The organism is Streptomyces sp. AN091965 (assembly GCF_022698285.1).
Classification (GTDB): Bacteria; Actinomycetota; Actinomycetes; order Streptomycetales; family Streptomycetaceae; genus Streptomyces.
Genome location: NZ_JALDMY010000001.1, coordinates 3,301,221 through 3,316,949, shown reverse-complemented (window position 1 = coordinate 3,316,949; position 15,729 = coordinate 3,301,221). Strand labels below are relative to the sequence as shown.

Here is a 15,729-nt window from a genome sequence, read left to right as displayed (position 1 = left end):
GGTCAGGCGCCGGGCTCGACCGCGGGCGGCGACCCCGGCAGGGGGCGGCCCGCGGACTCCGTCATGCGCCAGACGGCGAAGCCGCCCACGACGGCCGCGGCCATCATGTAGTACGCGGGCATCATGACGTCCCCGGTGGCCCCGATGAGGGCCGTGACCACCAGGGGGGTCGTCCCGCCGAAGACGGACACGGAGACGTTGAAGCCGATGGACAGCGAGCCGTAGCGGACCTTCGTGGGGAAGAGCGCGGGCAGGGCCGACGGCATGGCGGCCGTGAAGCAGACCAGGAGCAGGCCGAGTGCCGCCATGCCGAGCCCGATGGCCCACAGGGAGCCGTCGCGGATCAGGAGCAGGGCGGGCACGGAGAGCAGGAAGAAGCCGGCGCAGCCCGTCGCGATGACCGGGCGGCGGCCGACCCGGTCGGTGAGCGCGCCGACGATCGGCTGGGCGCACATCATCAGGGCCATCACCGCGAGCACCACGAGCAGGCCGTGCGTCTCGTCGTACTTCAGCTCGCCGGTCAGGTACGTCGGCATGTACGACAGGAGCATGTAGTCGGTGACGTTGAAGACCAGGACGAGGCCCACGCACAGGAGCAGGGTGCGCCACTGGCCGGTCACCATCTCGCGCAGGCCGGTCCTGCCGCGGGTGCGCTCGTCGGCGTGCGCCCGCTCCAGCTGGGCCGCGAACGCCGGGGTCTCCTCCAGGCGCATGCGCAAGTAGAGGCCGATGAGGCCCATCGGGCCCGCGATCAGGAACGGGATACGCCAGCCCCAGGACAGCAGGTCCTCGCTGGACAGGAGCGCGGTCATCAGCGTGACCAGGCCCGCGCCGCCGATGTAGCCCGCGAGGGTGCCGAACTCCAGCCAGCTGCCGAGGAAGCCGCGCCGCTTGTCGGGGGCGTACTCGGCGATGAAGGTGGCGGCGCCCGCGTACTCGCCGCCGGTGGAGAAGCCCTGCACGAGACGGGCGATCAGCAGCAGGACCGGGGCCCAGACGCCGATCGTGGCGTAGGACGGGATCAGGCCGATCGCGAACGTGCCCGCCGCCATCATGATCATGGTGAGGGCCAGCACCTTCTGGCGGCCCACGCGGTCGCCGAGGGGCCCGAAGACCATGCCGCCGACGGGGCGGATCAGAAAGGCCGCGGCGAAGGCGCCGAAGGTGGACAGGAGCTGTGCCGTCGGGTTGCCCGACGGGAAGAAGACCTTGCCGAGGGTGACCGCGATGTAGCTGTAGACGCCGAAGTCGAACCACTCCATCGCGTTGCCGAGCGCGGCCGCCTTCACCGCGCGCTTGACGAGCGCCGGGTCGGTGACGGTGACCTCGGGGGCCGGGGCGCCGCCGGGTCCCGCGGGGGGCGGCGCCTGCTGCTTGCTCGGGGCGACGGGGGTGGCGTTCGGCAAGAGCTCGCTCGCCTGCCTTTCGATCGACGACAAGGACACAAGTCGACGACCATAGGTGTAAGCACCACCATTACGGAGAGTCGTTATCCCGTGTCATAGAGAGGTAAAAGTGGGTGTACGCAGCTCAAACGGATCAAGATGGTCCAGTGCGGACATGGCGGCTTTGTGATCTATGTCGCGTCCCGCCCCGGGAACCGAACCCCGGGGCGCCGAGAGTTCTGTGAAAGAGGGGGTGGCCGTCGTCGTGCCTGGTACGGGCCTTGTCCGGGCGGGTGCCCCGGGGGCCGCCCCGGTTGGCCACCTCAGCCGGGAAGCCGGTAGAAAGCGGTGTGGCTGCCAGGTGAAGCGGGGGTTGCGCGCGTCTCTCCCATGGGCGTGCGAGCCTCTTCAGGTGAGATCGCGGATCTCCTGGCACTGTGAACGAGGATGACGGATGGGGCGGGAGGGCCGACAGGGCGTGGCGAATGTTGAGCACAGGGGACCGGGAAGCGCCTTTGGCGCGGGGACGCCCGGTCCGCCCAAGGCGCGGATCGAGGCGATCCGGGTCGCCCTCTGGCTGGTCGCCGCCGTCCTGGCGGTCCGGCAGGCCGCCGTCGTCCTGCGCACCCCCAAGGGCGAGCGGCTGACCGACCTGGAGACCTGGATCGGGCCGAACGGCGTGCTGCACGTGAAGGGCTCGCTGTACGACGCGGACAAGTTCACCGGCACGCCGTTCGCCGGGCTCGTCCTCAAGCCCTTCGCCAGCTCCGCCGAGCAGGCGCTCGGCTGGGCCTGGACCTTCGGCACCCTCGGGCTCGTCGTCGCCCTCGGGCTCGTCGTCGCCCGCGCCCTGCCGCAGCCCGTCTCCCGGCGCGCCTCGCTGCTCGCGGCGCCCGTCGCCATCTGTCTGCTCATGCTGTCCCTGCCGGTCCGCAACACGCTGCACCTGGGGCAGACCAGCATCATCCCGGTCCTGCTCGTGCTGCTCGGGTGCTTCGCCGCCCGGGGCGAGCGGGCCAGCGGCATCCTGATCGGTGTCGCCGCCGCGCTCCAGCCCGCCGTGCTGCTCTTCGCGCCGCTGCTGTGGTTCACCGGCCGCAGGAAGGCCACCGCGTCCCTCGGCCTCACCTTCGCGGGGCTGACCGCGGTCGCCTGGGCGGCCCTGCCGCACGACTCGACGACGTACTGGGTGCACCACCTGGCGGGCGCGGGCCTCGGCGCGAACCCGGACGCCAACGCCAACCAGTCCCTGCACGGCGCGCTGCTCCGCTTCGGGCTTGAGGGGCCGCTGGAGATCGGGCTCTTCCTGGCCCTGGGCGCCGCCGTCGCCTTCCTCGGCCTGCGCCGCGCCGTGCGGTACGCCAAGGACGGCCAGCTGCTGCTCGCCGTCGCGCTCACCGGCTGCGTGGCCGTCGCCGTGTCCCCGACGAGCTGGCAGCACCAGCTCCTGTGGCTGCTGCTCGCAGTGGTCGGCCGGGTCGGCAAGCGCGCGTCCGACCGGTACGTGTGGCCCATCGCCATCGTCCTGGTGATGACGCTGCCGTCGAAGATGATGCTCCCGAACATGTCGGTCCTCGACCCGCTGCGCGACAACGTGGTCCTGCTCGCCGCGCTCGCCTCCGCGCTGATCGTGCCGTTCCTGTCCCGGACCGCGCCGGAGTACCGCAAGCCGATCCCCACCTCGTACGCCGCCCCGGTCCCGGCGCGGTGGAAGTGGGTGCCGCTGTTCCCGTTCTGGCGGCGCGTGCTCACCCGGCCGAACCTGCTGCTCGAACTGCTCCTGATCCGCGTCGGCTACTCCGCCTACCAGCAGACCCGCCTCGCCGCGACCGGCGGCACCATCTCCGGCGGCCGCGAGCGGGCCGAGGCGCACGGCGAGCAGATCCACTCCATCGAGCAGTTCCTGCACATCGACATCGAGCACTGGTTCAACCATCTGACGGCACGGACGCCGTGGATGGAGAGCTTCTTCAACTTCTACTACACGTCGTTCCACTTCGTGGTGCCGCTGAGCGTCCTCGCGATCCTGTATCTGCGGCGCCCCGCCCAGTACCGCTGGGCGCGCTCCGCGCTCGGCTTCGCCACGCTGCTCGCGCTCGTCGGCTTCTGGGGCTACCCGCTCGCGCCGCCGCGCCTGATGGAGGACCTGGGCTTCATCGACACCATCCACGGCCCGCAGGACTTCTCGCAGCCGGACTACGGCACGCTGACGAAGCTCACCAACCAGTACGCGGCGATGCCCTCGCTGCACTTCGGCTGGTCCCTGTGGTGCGGTCTGACCATCGCGATCCTCGCCCCGAAGTGGTGGATGAAGGCCCTCGGCCTGCTGCACCCGTTCTTCACGGTGTGCGCGATCGTCGGCACCGGCAACCACTGGGTGCTCGACGCGGTGGGCGGCGCGGCGGTCGTCGGCGCGGGCTTCGGCCTGACCTATCTCCTCCAGGGGCCGCGGGTGAAGGAGGCCCTGAAGCTCGGTCCGCCGAAACCGGGGCTCGGATCCCTGGTGCCCGCGACGGCGGGGGCCGGGGGCGGAGCGGAGCCCGCGGCCGGGCCCGAGCCCCAGATCGGAGCCCAGGCCAAGGCCGGGAGGACCGGGGCCAAGGTCGAGAGAGCCGAGGGCGAGAGCCGGGAGGGCCCCGAGCCGCCGGACGGGTCCGCGCCCGTCAGCAGCGGGCGGGACGCGCCGGGCGACCGTACCCCGAGCTGATCGTGTAGGTGCCCGGCGCGGGCACCGTGAGCCGGGTGAAGTCGCCCTCCTTGGCCAGGCACGCGCCCTCGGCCCGCAGCCACGGCGAGTACACGATGCGCACGGTGACCGGCCCCCGCTCCGGGACCCGCACCACCACGTCCGTACTGGTGGAGCGGACCACGGAGGCGGGGGCCGACGCCATCGGGACGGCGTTGCGCACCCGGAAGACCTGCCAGTGCCTGCCCTTCCAGACCGGCTCCAGCCACTTCGGGCGGCTCCTGACGAGGGCGGCCTCGTCCAGGGCGGGCCCGTCCGGGCGCCCGGAGGGAAGGACCACGAAGCCCACCGCCCACTTGTCGAGCCAGGCCCGGTAGGTGGTGGCGGAGAACGAGCCGTCGTAGAAGAGGCGGCCGCGCTCGATGTCGAGCTGGCGGTTCCAGCCGCGCGCCATGTTCACGTACGGGGCGAGCGCGGTGGCCTCGCGGTGGTTGCGGGCCGGGACCACCTCGACCCGGCCCCGGTCGGCACCGAGCCGCTGCAGGGCGCTCACCACGCCGTGGGTGTCGGTGGCCCACGCCGGGACCACCGTCGACACCTCCAGGTCGTCGACGGTCTTCTGCGCCACCCACGCCGTCGACGCGACGAGCGCCGCGACCAGCGCGACGCGGCGCAGCACCGGGAGCGCCGGGGTGAGGAGCGCGGCGAGCAGCAGCGCGGGCGCGACCAGCTCGGCGAGCCGCTCGACGTTCGTGCCGATCGGCGAGGGGATGAGGTACGTCAGGACGGTCCCGGCCGCGTACACGCCCGCGCCCCAGCGCAGCACCCGCCACTCGCGCGGCCCCGCGACGATCAGGACGAGGCTGAAGAGGACCGGCGGGACGATCCGGTCCGCCCACATCAGGTGCTCGCCCTTGAAGGGGAACAGCACGGTCGTGGTGCCGACCACCGCGACGGGCGGAAGGAGCAGGGCCAGGGCCCGGCCCCACTCCCGTACGAAGAAGTAGCCCGCGCCCGCCACGAGCAGGAACAGGCCCGCCACCGGGGATGCCATGGTGGCGAGCGCCGCGCACAGGGCCGCGACGGCCGGGCGCCGGGTGCCGAGCAGGGCGAGGACGGCGCCGAGCCCGAAGGCGAGGCCGAGTGCGAACGTGGTGCGCCCGGAGGCGACGTTGCACCACACGGCGAGCGAGGCGAGCACGGCGGGGGCGACCGGGCGGCTGACCCCGGCGCGCTCGATGAGCTTGGCGACCAGCCAGGCACCGGCGACCCCGGAGAGCACCGTGACGGTCTTCACGCCGAGCACGGCCATCAAGTACGGCGAGATCACGCTGTAGTTGGCGGTGTGCATGCCGCCGTACCAGAACAGGCTGTACGCGGCCGTGCCGTGGTCGTCCGCGAAGCGGGCCCAGGCCTGCTGCGCGGCGAGGTCGCCGCCGCCGGTGGCGAGGAACGCGGCCCAGACCGCGTACAGCGGGAGCGTGGGGGCGGTGGCGAGGACGGGGACGCGGTGGCGCCGGTAGAAGGAACGGACGATTCGGAAGGGATTCTTCCGGTCGGTGGGTGAGCTGCCGGTGGGAACGATCGAGAGGTCGGCAGAGACCACGGTCACCGTTTCCGTTCGAAGTCTTGATGCTGATGAAGGGGCGGCGTTCACCCCCCAAGACGCTCCGGATGACGAAAACGTTGGCGCGATCTGCCGATCAAGTGAACATATGGCGGAATGACTCGGGGTGGTTCGCGGTGGTACGCGCGTGATGATCGGTTCGTGCGAGGCGCGGGTTTCGGCCAGGGGAGGCAGGGGCGGAGCGTAGGGGATGGGCCCCTGCCTCCCGTGGGGCCCGGTCAGCGGGTGCTGACCCGGAGCTCCTTGACCCCGTTGAGCCAGGCCGAGCGGAGGCGGCGGGGGTCGCCCGTCAGGCGCAGGTCGGGCATCGCCTCGGCGACGGCGTTGAAGATGAGGTTGATCTCCAGGACCGCGAGGGACTTGCCGAGGCAGAAGTGCGGTCCGCCGCCGCCGAAGCCGAGGTGGGGGTTCGGGTCCCGGGTGATGTCGAACGCCTCGGGGTCCGCGAAGACTTCGGGGTCGTGGTTGGCGGAGGAGTAGAAGATGCCGACGCGGTCGCCCCGCTTGATCCGGGCGCCGCCCAGCTCGGTGTCCTCGGTGGCCGTGCGCTGGAAGGAGACCACGGGCGTGGCCCAGCGCACGATCTCCTCGGCGGCGGTCACCGGCCGCTCCCGCTTGAAGAGGTCCCACTGGTCGGGGTGGGTGAGGAAGGCGTGCATGCCGTGCGTGATGGCGTTGCGCGTGGTCTCGTTGCCCGCGACGGCGAGCAGGATCACGAAGAACCCGAACTCGTCGGAGGAGAGGTTCCCCTCGTCCTCCGCCGCGACCAGCTGGCTGACGATGTCCCCGGCCGGGCACTCCTTGCGCGCGGCGGCGAGGTTCATCGCGTACGAGACGATCTCCATGGCGGCCTCGGTGCCGACCTCCTCGGTGATCGCGTACTCCGGGTCGTCGTACCCCGCCATCTTGTTGGACCAGTCGAAGATCTTGGAGCGGTCCTCCTGGGGGACGCCGATGAGCTCGGCGATGGCCTGGAGGGGCAGCTCGCAGGCGACCTGGGTGACGAAGTCGAAGTCGCCGTCGGCCCGAGCGTTCTCCAGAGCGGCGCGGACGATCCCGTGGGCGCGCGATCGCAGGGCGTCCTCCAGGGAGCGGACGGCGCGGGGCGTGAAGCCGCGCTGGACGATCTGGCGGACCCGGGTGTGCTCGGGCGGGTCCATGTTGAGCATGATCAGCTTCTGGACCTCGATCTGGTCGCGGCTGATCGACTCGTTGAAGCGGATGATCGCGGTGTTGAGGTTCGAGGAGAACAGCTCGGGGTGCGTGGAGACGTGCTTGACGTCGGCGTGCCGGGTCACGGCCCAGTAGCCCGCGTCGTCGTAGCCGGCGATCCCCGGCCGCTGCGCCACCCAGCGCACCGGCTCCACCTGCCGAAGGCGCGCGAACTCCGGGAAGGGCACGCGGTCTTGGAGGACGTCCGGGTCGGTGAAGTCGAACCCGTCGGGCAGCGCGGGACAGGGCATCGGGGGCTCCAGGCGTTCGGCACCGGTGTGGTCGGGCGGCGGTGTGCGGCCGCACGGGGTCTGACGGTCCATCAGGAGATGGCTCGAAAGGTAATAACGGGTTCTACAAGTCGCAAGGCTCGCGGGGCGGTTCGTTGCGCGCGCGGCGGGTCCGGGTGTGTGCACGACCCTTGCGGGAGAGGGGTGGGGCTCAGCAGACTGCTCAGCAGAACTAGAACGCGTACCAGTTCTCGCGTGCTACGCGGGCGGGGCGCCGGGACGCCCCGCGGCATCCGGAGGAGAGGACGAGATCGTGGCCGCCGAACCTGTCATCGTCGAAGCCGTACGCACCCCGATCGGCAAGCGCGGAGGAGCCCTCGCCAACCTCCATCCCGCCTACCTCCTCGGCGAGACCTACCGCGAGCTCCTCGGGCGGACCGGCATCCACGCCGACTGCGTCGAGCAGATCGTCGGCGGCACCGTCACGCACGCGGGCGAGCAGTCCATGAACCCGGCGCGCACGGCCTGGCTCACCATGGGACTGCCCTACGAGACGGCCGCGACGACCGTCGACTGCCAGTGCGGCTCCTCGCAGCAGGCCAGCCATATGGTCGCCAACATGGTCGCGGCAGGCGTGATCGACATCGGCATCAGCTGCGGCGTCGAGTCCATGTCCCGGGTGCCGCTGGGGTCCGGCAGCAAGCACGGCCCGGGCAAGCCCTTCCCCGACGAGTGGAACGTCGACCTGCCCAACCAGTTCGAGGCCGCCGAGCGGATCGCGCGCAGGCGCGGGCTCACCCGGCGGGACACGGACGCCCTCGGGCTGCTCTCCCAGGAGCGGGCGGCCGCCGCGTGGGCCGAGGAGCGCTTCAAGCGGGAGACCTTCGCGGTCCAGGTGCCCACCACCGAGGAGGAGCAGGCCGCCGGGCAGGGCATGTGGCGGCTCGTGCACCGGGACGAGGGGCTGCGCGACACGTCCCTTCAGGCCCTCGCCGGGCTCAAGCCGGTCATGCCGAGCGCCGTGCACACCGCCGGGAACTCCTCCCAGATCTCCGACGGGGCCGCGGCCCTGCTGTGGGCCTCCAAGCGGATGGCACGCGCCCTCAAGCTCAGGCCGCGCGCGCGGATCGTCGCGCAGGCCCTCGTCGGGGCCGACCCGCACTTCCACCTCGACGGGCCCGTCGACGCGACCTGGGCCGTGCTCGGCAAGGCCGGGATGTCCCTGCGGGACATCGACCTCGTCGAGATCAACGAGGCCTTCGCCTCGGTCGTGCTCAGCTGGGCGCGGGTCTTCGAGCAGGACCTGGAGAAGGTGAACGTGAACGGGGGCGCGATCGCGCTCGGGCATCCCGTGGGCGCGACCGGGGCGCGGTTGCTGACCTCGGCCCTGCACGAGCTGGAGCGGCGGGACAAGGAGTTCGCGCTGGTGACGATGTGCGCGGGCGGTGCGGTGGCCACCGCCACGATCCTTCAGCGGCTGTAGCGCCGGGCGCTCCGCCCCCTGGGCCCCCGTATCGGCGCTCCGCGCCTCGTCCTCAAACGCCGGACGGGCTGAAAGTCTCCGGCTCGGGCCGCGGGTATACAGCCCGTCCGGCGTTTGAGGACGAGCGCGCCAGCGCGATCAGGGCGGGCGGGTGGGGAAAAGGGCGGCCACCCCGCCCGGGGGTGACCGCCCTCACTGTTCGAGGCCCAGGGGCCAGGCTCAGTACCAGCCGTTGGCCTGCCAGTGGTTCCACGCCGCGCACGGGCTGCCGTAGCGCTCCTTCATGTAGGAGTGGCCCCACTTGATCTGGGTCTCGGCGTTGGTCTTCCAGTCGGCGCCCGCCGAGGCCATCTTCGAGCCGGGCAGGGCCTGGACCAGGCCGTACGCGCCGGAGGAGGAGTTCGTGGCGGTGACGTTCCAGCCGCTCTCGTGGGAGACGATCTTGTCGAAGCACTGGAACTGGCCGGCGTCGCCGATCACTCGCTGCGCCACGGCCTTGGCCGAGTCGGACGCCGGGGCGGCCTGAGCGGGGGCCGCGGCGAAGACCATGCCAGTGGCGGCGGCGGCGAGGGCACCGCCGACGAGGGCCTTCTTGGGCGTGATGCGGCGGAGGAGCGTGACGGACACAGAGGACCTTCCGGTCGGGTACAGGACGGTCGCGGTGCGCTTGCCGCTCCGGCTCGTGAGGAGCGGGGGCAAATGCGTCGGCGCCGAGGCCTTGAGCTGTTTCCCGGAAGTGCCCGGGGGGCTCGTGGACGGCCGGTCGGCGCCGTGCGACTCATCCAGAGAAGCAGGGCTGTTACGCCGCCGCAATGACCCCTCTTACTAGTGGCACTCGCACCTCGGACGAAGGGCCCCGCTGTGATCTGGCTCTCAATCCGCAGGTCAGAGGGTGAATTGGCGTGTACGTGACAGTGGAGTGCGGCTACGGGGTCCGGTAGTAGAGGACCAAAGTCCTGTGGGGCGCCTCACCGCCCACCCCCCTGTTTCATCACAGAACGCGCAACGCCGCTCACGGCTTCGGGGCCTCGAATGTGACCGGCGCCTCGAACGCGGCCCGCCGCGTGGCCCGGCGCAGCGCCTTCAGGACGGCCGGGCCGAGCGCGAGGCTCAGCACGACGGTGAGCACCGCCCGCGGCAGGTCCCAGCCGAGCGACGTGGCCAGGCAGTACGCGAGGAAGCGGGCCAGGTTGTCGCCGACCGCGTCGCCGGGCACGAAGGAGACGCCGGTGGCGAGGCCGGAGATGTAGGGCCAGCCCTGGAGGTTCATCACGGTCCCGTACAGGACGGACGCCACCGCCCCGTACGCGCCGAGCAGCCACAGCTCACGGCGGCCCCGCAGGGTGTCGGCGCCGGGCAGGAGCCCCGCGCCCATGCACACCCACCCCATGGACAGCATCTGGAACGGCATCCAGGGGCCCACACCGCCGGTGAGCAGCGCGGAGGCGAACATCGACACGGCCCCGAGGACGAAGCCGAAGCCCGGTCCGAGCACGCGCCCGCTCAGCACCATCAGGAAGAACATCGGCTCGATCCCGGCCGTACCGGCGCCGAGCGGCCGCAGCGCGGCCCCGGCCGCGGCGAGCACCCCCAGCATCGCGATGGCCTTCGCGTCCAGGCCGACGTCCGAGATCGTCGCCACGACCACGCCCACGAGGAGGGGGAGCAGGGCGGCGAACAGCCAGGGTGCGTCTTGCGCATGTGCGCTGATGGTCGACTCGGGCCCGGCGAGCAGGGGCCAGGCGAAGGCCGCCACGCCGATGGCGCTCACCAGGGCCAGGGCGGCCACGGAGCGGGGGCCCAGCCTTATGGGGCGTACCTGGGCGTTCTGTTCTCTGCGGGCCGTCGGGGGCTGGTCGCGCGGTTCCCCGCGCCCCTTCGGGGCGCTCCCTCCCTCACCCATCGGAACCCTCCAAGGCGTCACGTACCTGGGAAACCGTGAGCCATCGCTGTGGTGCCAGGACCTTCGTGACCTGCGGGGCGAAGGCCGGGGACGACACGACCACCTCGGCGGTGGGGCCGTCGGCGACGACCTCGCCCTCGGCGAGGATCACCACCCGGTGCGCCAGCTCGGCAGCGAGCTCCACATCGTGCGTGGCCAGGACGATCGCGTGGCCCTCGGCGGCGAGGCCGCGCAGGATCGTGACCAGACGGGCCTTGGCCGCGTAGTCCAGGCCCCGGGTCGGCTCGTCGAGGAGCAGCAGCGGCGGCCGGGCCGTGAGGACGATCGCGAGGGCGAGGGCCAGGCGCTGGCCCTCGGACAGGTCCCGCGGGTGCGTGTCGTCGGCGATGCCGGGCAGCAGCTCCGCCACCAGGTCGCGGCAGCTGCCCGCGGGCGCCCCGGCGTCGTGGTCGGCGGCCGCGCACTCGGCGGCGACCGTGTCCGCGTACAGCAGGTCGCGCGGCTCCTGCGGGACGAGGCCGACGCGGCGGATCAGCTCGCGCGGGGCCGTGCGGTGCGGGGCGAGACCGCCCACGCGGACCGTGCCGGCCGTCGGCGGCAGCAGGCCCACCAGGGTGGACAGGAGGGTGGACTTGCCCGCGCCGTTGCGGCCCATCAGGGCGAGGGTCTCGCCCGGCGCCACGGCCAGGTCGACGCGGCGCAGCGCCTCGACGCGCCCCCGGCGCACCGCGAGCCCCTCGACCCGCGCGCCGCCCGCGGCCGCGCCCTGACCCGCGGGTTCCCCGGGCGCCGTCCGCCCGAGCCGCCACCACCGGCCCGCCGGGGCCGCGCGCCGCGCCTCTGTCGAGGCAGGCGCGGCAGGCGCGGCGGACGCGGTGGGCGCCGCGCCCCGCTCCGGCGGCACGGCGTCGGCGAGCCGCTCGCGCAGCCCGGCCGCCTTGCGCCGGGCGTCCCGCACGGTCAGTGGCAGCGGGGTGAGCCCGGCGAGCCGGCCCAGGGCCACGACCGGCGGAAACACCGGCGAGACCGCCATCAGCTCGGCCGGGTCGCCCAGGACGGGGGCCGCGCCGGGCGAGGCCAGGAGCAGCACCTGGTCGGCGTACTGGACGACCCGCTCCAGGCGGTGCTCGGCCATCAGGACCGTGGTGCCCAGGTCGTGGACCAGGCGCTGGAGGACGGCCAGGACCTCCTCGGCCGCCGCCGGGTCGAGCGCGGACGTCGGCTCGTCGAGGACCAGGACCCGGGGGTGCGGGGTGAGGACGGAGCCGATGGCGACGCGCTGCTGCTGGCCGCCGGACAGGGTGGAGATGGGCCGGTCCCGCAGCTCGGCGAGGCCGAGCAGGTCGAGGGTCTCCTCGACGCGGCGGCGCATCACGCCGGGGGCGAGCCCCAGCGACTCCATGCCGTACGCCAGCTCGTCCTCGACCGTGTCCGTCACGAAGTGGGCGAGCGGGTCCTGGCCCACCGTGCCGACCACGTCGGCGAGCTCGCGCGGCTTGTGGGTGCGGGTGTCGCGGCCCGCCACGGTCACGCGCCCGCGCAGCGTGCCGCCGGTGAAGTGCGGCACGAGCCCGCTGACGGTGCCGAGCAGGGTGGACTTGCCGACCCCGGACGGGCCGACCACCAGGACCAGCTCGCCCTCGGGGACGGCCAGGTCCACGTGCTCGACGGTGGCCCTGGCCACGCCCTCGTACCGTACGGAGACGTCCTCGAACCGGATCATGGTCATGGGCTCTGCTCCTGGGCGGCGGCTCGGGACGGGCGGGGGGCGGGGGCCTCGGCGGGCGGCGGCACCGGTGCGACGAACGCCGGGAGCAGGCCGAGCAGGATCGCCGCGGCGGGCCACAGCGGCAGCTCCGGAGCGACCAGCGGGACGACTCCCGGACGCAGGGCCGCGGCCCCGGACGAACTCGCGGCGATCATCAGGCCCGCGACGGCGGCGCCGGACCCGGCGACGAGCCAGGCGCGCACGCCCCACACGTCGGGCCGGTAGCGGGTGCGCACCGCGCGCCGCCCGCCGAGCCACAGGCCGCCGAGCGCCGCGGCGAGCCCGGCGCCGAGCACCGGCAGGCCGTACGTCCCGCCATCCGCGGTCAGCAGCCCGTACGTGCCCGCGCACACGCCCAGGAGCCCGCCGAGCGTCAGGGCCGCCGTGGTCCTGCGCACCCGCGCGGGCACGGCCGCGGCGCGCCCGAAGCCGCGCGCGTCCATCGCGGCGGCCAGCGCCACGGACCGTTCGAGGGCGCCCTCCAGGACGGGCAGGCCGACCTGGAGCAGGCCGCGGACGCCGCGGTCCGCGCGTCCGCGCAGCCTGCGCGCGGCACGCAGCCGCTGGACGTCGGCGATCAGGTTCGGCGCGAACGTCATCGCGACGACGACGGCGACCCCCGCCTCGTACAGGGCGCCCGGCAGGGCCTTCAGCAGCCGGGCCGGGCTCGCCAGGGCGTTCGCGGCGCCGACGCAGATCAGCAGGCCCGCCAGGCGCACCCCGTCGTACAGCGCGAACACCACGCCCTCCGCGGTGACCCGGCCGCCGATCCGCACGCCCTGCGCCCAGTCCGGCAGCGGCACCTCCGGCAGCGTCACGATGAGGTGGGTGCCCGGGATCGGCGAGCCGAGGAACACCGCGAAGACCAGGCGGATGCCGATGACGAACAGGGCGATCTTCACGAACGCCCCGTACGCGCGCGCCCACGGAGCGGAGGTGCGCCGGGCCGCGACGACGTACCCCGCGACCCCGACGAGCAGCCCGATGAGCAGCGGGTTGGTGGTGCGGGACGCGGCCGTGGCGAGCCCGAGGGCCCACAGCCACCAGGCGCCCGGGTGCAGGGCGTTGGAGCGGTTCGCCTCGGGGGCGGGGCGGCGGCGCGGGGCGGCCCGCACATCGCGTGGGCTGGTCATCGCGTCGGGCCGGCTCACCCGCGCCGGCGGCGGGCCTGCCAGACGGCGGCGGCGCCGAGCACGACCACGGCGGCGACCCCGGCGACCAGGCCGACGGACGGGCCGCCGTCGCCCTCGTCGGCGGCGCTCCGCCCGCTCCGGTCGCCCTTGTCGCCGGACACCTGCTCGCCGCAGCCGGACTTCGGGTAGTCGGCGATGGCACACAGCAGCGCGTTGTTGTCGTAGCGCAGGGGCTTGGCGACCGCGGCGAGCGCGTCGGCGCTCGACCCGCCGTCGTCGATGCGGGCGCACGCGGTACGCGGCTTCGGCGGGGTCCGCCCGTCCGGGGCGTCGGCGGCCGTGCCGAAGTCGATGACGACCGCGATCCGCTTCTTGCCCGCCGCGGCCTTCGTGTCCGCGCAGACGGTGTCGAAGTCGGCGGTGCCGCGCGGCTTCTTCGCGGTCTTCGCGTCGGCGGACACGGCGAAGCGGAACCCGTCCACGTCCCCGTCGTCGGGCCGTGCGGTCGAGGGCCCCTGGGTCGCGTACGTCCACGCGCCGCCCTCGCCGCGCTGCCAGAACGACCAGTAGCGGTAGTCGGCGGCGTGGGCGGGGGCGGCCGCGAGGAGCGCGAGCAGGGCGGCGAAGAGCACGGCCACCGTGCGGCGGTGGCCGTGTCCGCGACGGCGGTGCGTCACAGCTGGTTCTTCTTGCGGCCGCTCAGGAGGAAGCCGATGCCCGCGCCCGCGGCCAGGCCGACGCCGACGATCCACCAGACGCTCACGCCACTGCCGTCGTCGTCCTTGTCCTTCTCCTCGTCGGCGGCCTGCGCCCGCGGGGCCGGGCCGGTCGCGTTGAGCTGCTTGACCAGGTCGGCGCCGCCGAAGTCACGCGGGTCGAGGCCCGCGGCGTGGGCGGCGAAGACCAGCTGCGCGTAGGCGGCGGGGCCGCCCTGCTTCGCCCAGTCCGCGGAGTTGCCCGCGAGCCACTGGGCGGACTTCTCCGCCTGCTCGCCCTGGCCCGCGGCGGCCAGCGCGACGACCGCGTCGGCGGTGTTGCCGACGTCGGGCTTGTCCGTGGAGCCGGGCAGGGACGAGGTGAGGTGGCCGGACTTGCCGAGGGCGTCGATGAGGTAGCCGGTGCCGTTGGCCGCGGCCTGGTCCGCCGACGCGGCCTTGACGCACTTCGGCGCGGCGGCGTCCTTCTTCGGCGCGCTCACGACCAGGCCCTTGCCGAGGCCGCCGAGGACACCGGCCGCTGTGGCGTCGGCGTTCGGCGCGAGCTTGCCGGACTTGGCGTCGGCGAGGCCGAAGGCACCGCCGTCCTTGCCGCAGTCCATGGCGAGCTTCGTCAGCGCGTCCAGCGGGGTCCTGCCCTTCTGGGACTTCGCCGTCGCGGGCTTCTCCCCGGCGGCGGCGAGCGCGCCGATCACGATGCCGGTGGAGTTGGCGTCGCTCGGCAGGCCCGGGGTGTAGCCCCAGCCGCCGTCCTGGTTCTGCACGGACTTCAGCCAGGCCACGCCCTTGTCGACGGCCTTCTTCTCGCCGCCGAGCGCGGCCAGGGCCTGCACGGCCGCGGCCGTCGAGTTGCTGTCGACCTGAGCCTTGGAGTCGCAGGGCACGTCCGCGTCGGCGCGGTAGGCGGCGAAGCCGCCGCTGCCGCACTGCTGGCCGGTCAGCCAGTCCACGGCCTTCGTCGCGGGCGTGACCCCGGTCGCGTCCTGCGCGAGCAGGGCGTACGACTGCCGGAACACGCCGTCGAACTTCGGGTCCGTCTTGCCGTACAGACCCGAGGGGAGCGTGCCGGAGGGCGAGGGCGAGGCCTCGTCGGCGAGGGCGGCCGGGGCCGCGGCCGTGCCGAGGGCGGCGACGGCGGCCAGGGCAGCTGCGCTGCGGCGAACGTTCATGATGCGGCGGGTGCCTCTCCCTGCGGGGAGCCGGGCGGCACGGCACGACAGGGGCACCGGGCGGCTCCGGCTCCGTATGCCTCGACGGTGCCGGCCATCGGTACGGTCCCGATGACGCGAGCCGGTCACGCGTCGCACGAGGTGCTCCGGCTCGCCACGGGCGGGTTGTGCCACGGCGGCCTCTCCCGGACCGAGCGAAGCCAGGACCTCGGGGAAGGTGCAGCGCCGGACTTCCACCGGCTTCCCCTCGTACGTACGTGATGACGACCCGCACACTCTACCGGCCCGTACGCCGCCCTTCCCGGCACGCGGCCCGGCGGACGCCGAGGGTGCGCCGAAGGGGGCGCGGCCCGTGATCGCGCTCTGGTGCGGTCCGTGCGGCGGGCGTAGCGTGGCGGGAGCCTCAAGGCGCGGCAG

Annotated in this window: 11 protein-coding genes; 2 read left to right on the top strand and 9 right to left on the bottom strand. The window is 73.6% G+C overall.

What is annotated here, in order from left to right:
* Positions 1 to 2: 2 nt before the first annotated feature.
* Positions 3 to 1,406 carry a glycine betaine/L-proline transporter ProP gene (gene proP, locus MQV74_RS13955; RefSeq protein WP_374120778.1) on the bottom strand — a complete coding sequence of 468 codons (1,404 nt, stop codon included), beginning with the start codon at positions 1,404 to 1,406 and terminating at the stop codon, positions 3 to 5.
* A 457-nt stretch (positions 1,407 to 1,863) separates the two neighbouring features.
* Between proP and MQV74_RS13950 the strand changes: the two genes are divergently transcribed.
* Entirely contained in the window at positions 1,864 to 4,092 is a 2,229-nt protein-coding gene (locus MQV74_RS13950; RefSeq protein ID WP_242717535.1) for a bifunctional glycosyltransferase 87/phosphatase PAP2 family protein, read from the top strand.
* Here the strand turns inward: MQV74_RS13950 and MQV74_RS13945 are convergent.
* Both MQV74_RS13945 and MQV74_RS13940 read right to left on the bottom strand, forming a co-directional pair.
* Entirely contained in the window at positions 4,049 to 5,683 is a 1,635-nt protein-coding gene (locus tag MQV74_RS13945) for a hypothetical protein (protein ID WP_242717533.1), read from the bottom strand. The two genes, MQV74_RS13950 and MQV74_RS13945, sit on opposite strands and share 44 nt — an antisense overlap.
* Before the next feature lie 233 nt (positions 5,684 to 5,916).
* Positions 5,917 to 7,161: a cytochrome P450 gene (locus tag MQV74_RS13940; protein WP_242728655.1), complete on the bottom strand. Its 1,245-nt coding sequence runs from the start codon at positions 7,159 to 7,161 to the stop codon at positions 5,917 to 5,919.
* Positions 7,162 to 7,453: 292 nt separating this feature from the next.
* Between MQV74_RS13940 and MQV74_RS13935 the strand changes: the two genes are divergently transcribed.
* Positions 7,454 to 8,623: a steroid 3-ketoacyl-CoA thiolase gene (locus MQV74_RS13935; RefSeq protein ID WP_242717531.1), complete on the top strand. Its 1,170-nt coding sequence runs from the start codon at positions 7,454 to 7,456 to the stop codon at positions 8,621 to 8,623.
* A gap of 219 nt (positions 8,624 to 8,842) precedes the next feature.
* Here the strand turns inward: MQV74_RS13935 and MQV74_RS13930 are convergent, their stop codons facing one another.
* The 6 genes from MQV74_RS13930 to MQV74_RS13905 all read right to left on the bottom strand — a co-directional run bounded on the left by MQV74_RS13930 (position 8,843) and on the right by MQV74_RS13905 (position 15,312).
* Complete coding sequence (locus MQV74_RS13930; protein ID WP_242717529.1) at positions 8,843 to 9,250, bottom strand: transglycosylase SLT domain-containing protein; 408 nt, start codon at positions 9,248 to 9,250, stop codon at positions 8,843 to 8,845.
* Positions 9,251 to 9,635: 385 nt separating this feature from the next.
* Positions 9,636 to 10,526, bottom strand: a complete 891-nt coding sequence (locus MQV74_RS13925) for an ECF transporter S component (RefSeq protein WP_242717527.1) — start codon at positions 10,524 to 10,526, stop codon at positions 9,636 to 9,638.
* Positions 10,519 to 12,249, bottom strand: coding sequence for an ABC transporter ATP-binding protein (locus MQV74_RS13920; protein WP_242728653.1), 1,731 nt, complete (start codon positions 12,247 to 12,249; stop codon positions 10,519 to 10,521). The genes MQV74_RS13925 and MQV74_RS13920 overlap by 8 nt, the downstream gene beginning before the upstream one ends.
* A 2-nt stretch (positions 12,250 to 12,251) precedes the next feature.
* Positions 12,252 to 13,427 (bottom strand): energy-coupling factor transporter transmembrane component T, encoded by a 1,176-nt coding sequence (locus tag MQV74_RS13915; RefSeq protein WP_242717525.1) that lies wholly within the window; start codon positions 13,425 to 13,427, stop codon positions 12,252 to 12,254.
* Positions 13,428 to 13,441: 14 nt separating this feature from the next.
* Positions 13,442 to 14,104 carry an SCO2322 family protein gene (locus MQV74_RS13910; RefSeq protein WP_242717523.1) on the bottom strand — a complete coding sequence of 221 codons (663 nt, stop codon included), beginning with the start codon at positions 14,102 to 14,104 and terminating at the stop codon, positions 13,442 to 13,444.
* A complete protein-coding gene (locus MQV74_RS13905) occupies positions 14,101 to 15,312 on the bottom strand; it encodes a prenyltransferase/squalene oxidase repeat-containing protein (protein ID WP_242717521.1) in 1,212 nt (403 codons plus the stop codon). The genes MQV74_RS13910 and MQV74_RS13905 overlap by 4 nt, the downstream gene beginning before the upstream one ends.
* Positions 15,313 to 15,729 lie beyond the last annotated feature (417 nt).

Excerpts from the sequence above, each read along its gene's own strand:
- MQV74_RS13920 (WP_242728653.1), bottom strand. The coding sequence starts at position 12,249 with ATGATCCGGTTCGAGGACGTCTCCGTACGGTACGAGGGCGTGGCCAGG.
- MQV74_RS13915 (WP_242717525.1), bottom strand. The coding sequence starts at position 13,427 with ATGACCAGCCCACGCGATGTGCGGGCCGCCCCGCGCCGCCGCCCCGCC.
- MQV74_RS13940 (WP_242728655.1), bottom strand. The coding sequence starts at position 7,161 with ATGCCCTGTCCCGCGCTGCCCGACGGGTTCGACTTCACCGACCCGGAC.
- MQV74_RS13925 (WP_242717527.1), bottom strand. The coding sequence starts at position 10,526 with ATGGGTGAGGGAGGGAGCGCCCCGAAGGGGCGCGGGGAACCGCGCGAC.
- MQV74_RS13905 (WP_242717521.1), bottom strand. The coding sequence starts at position 15,312 with ATGAACGTTCGCCGCAGCGCAGCTGCCCTGGCCGCCGTCGCCGCCCTC.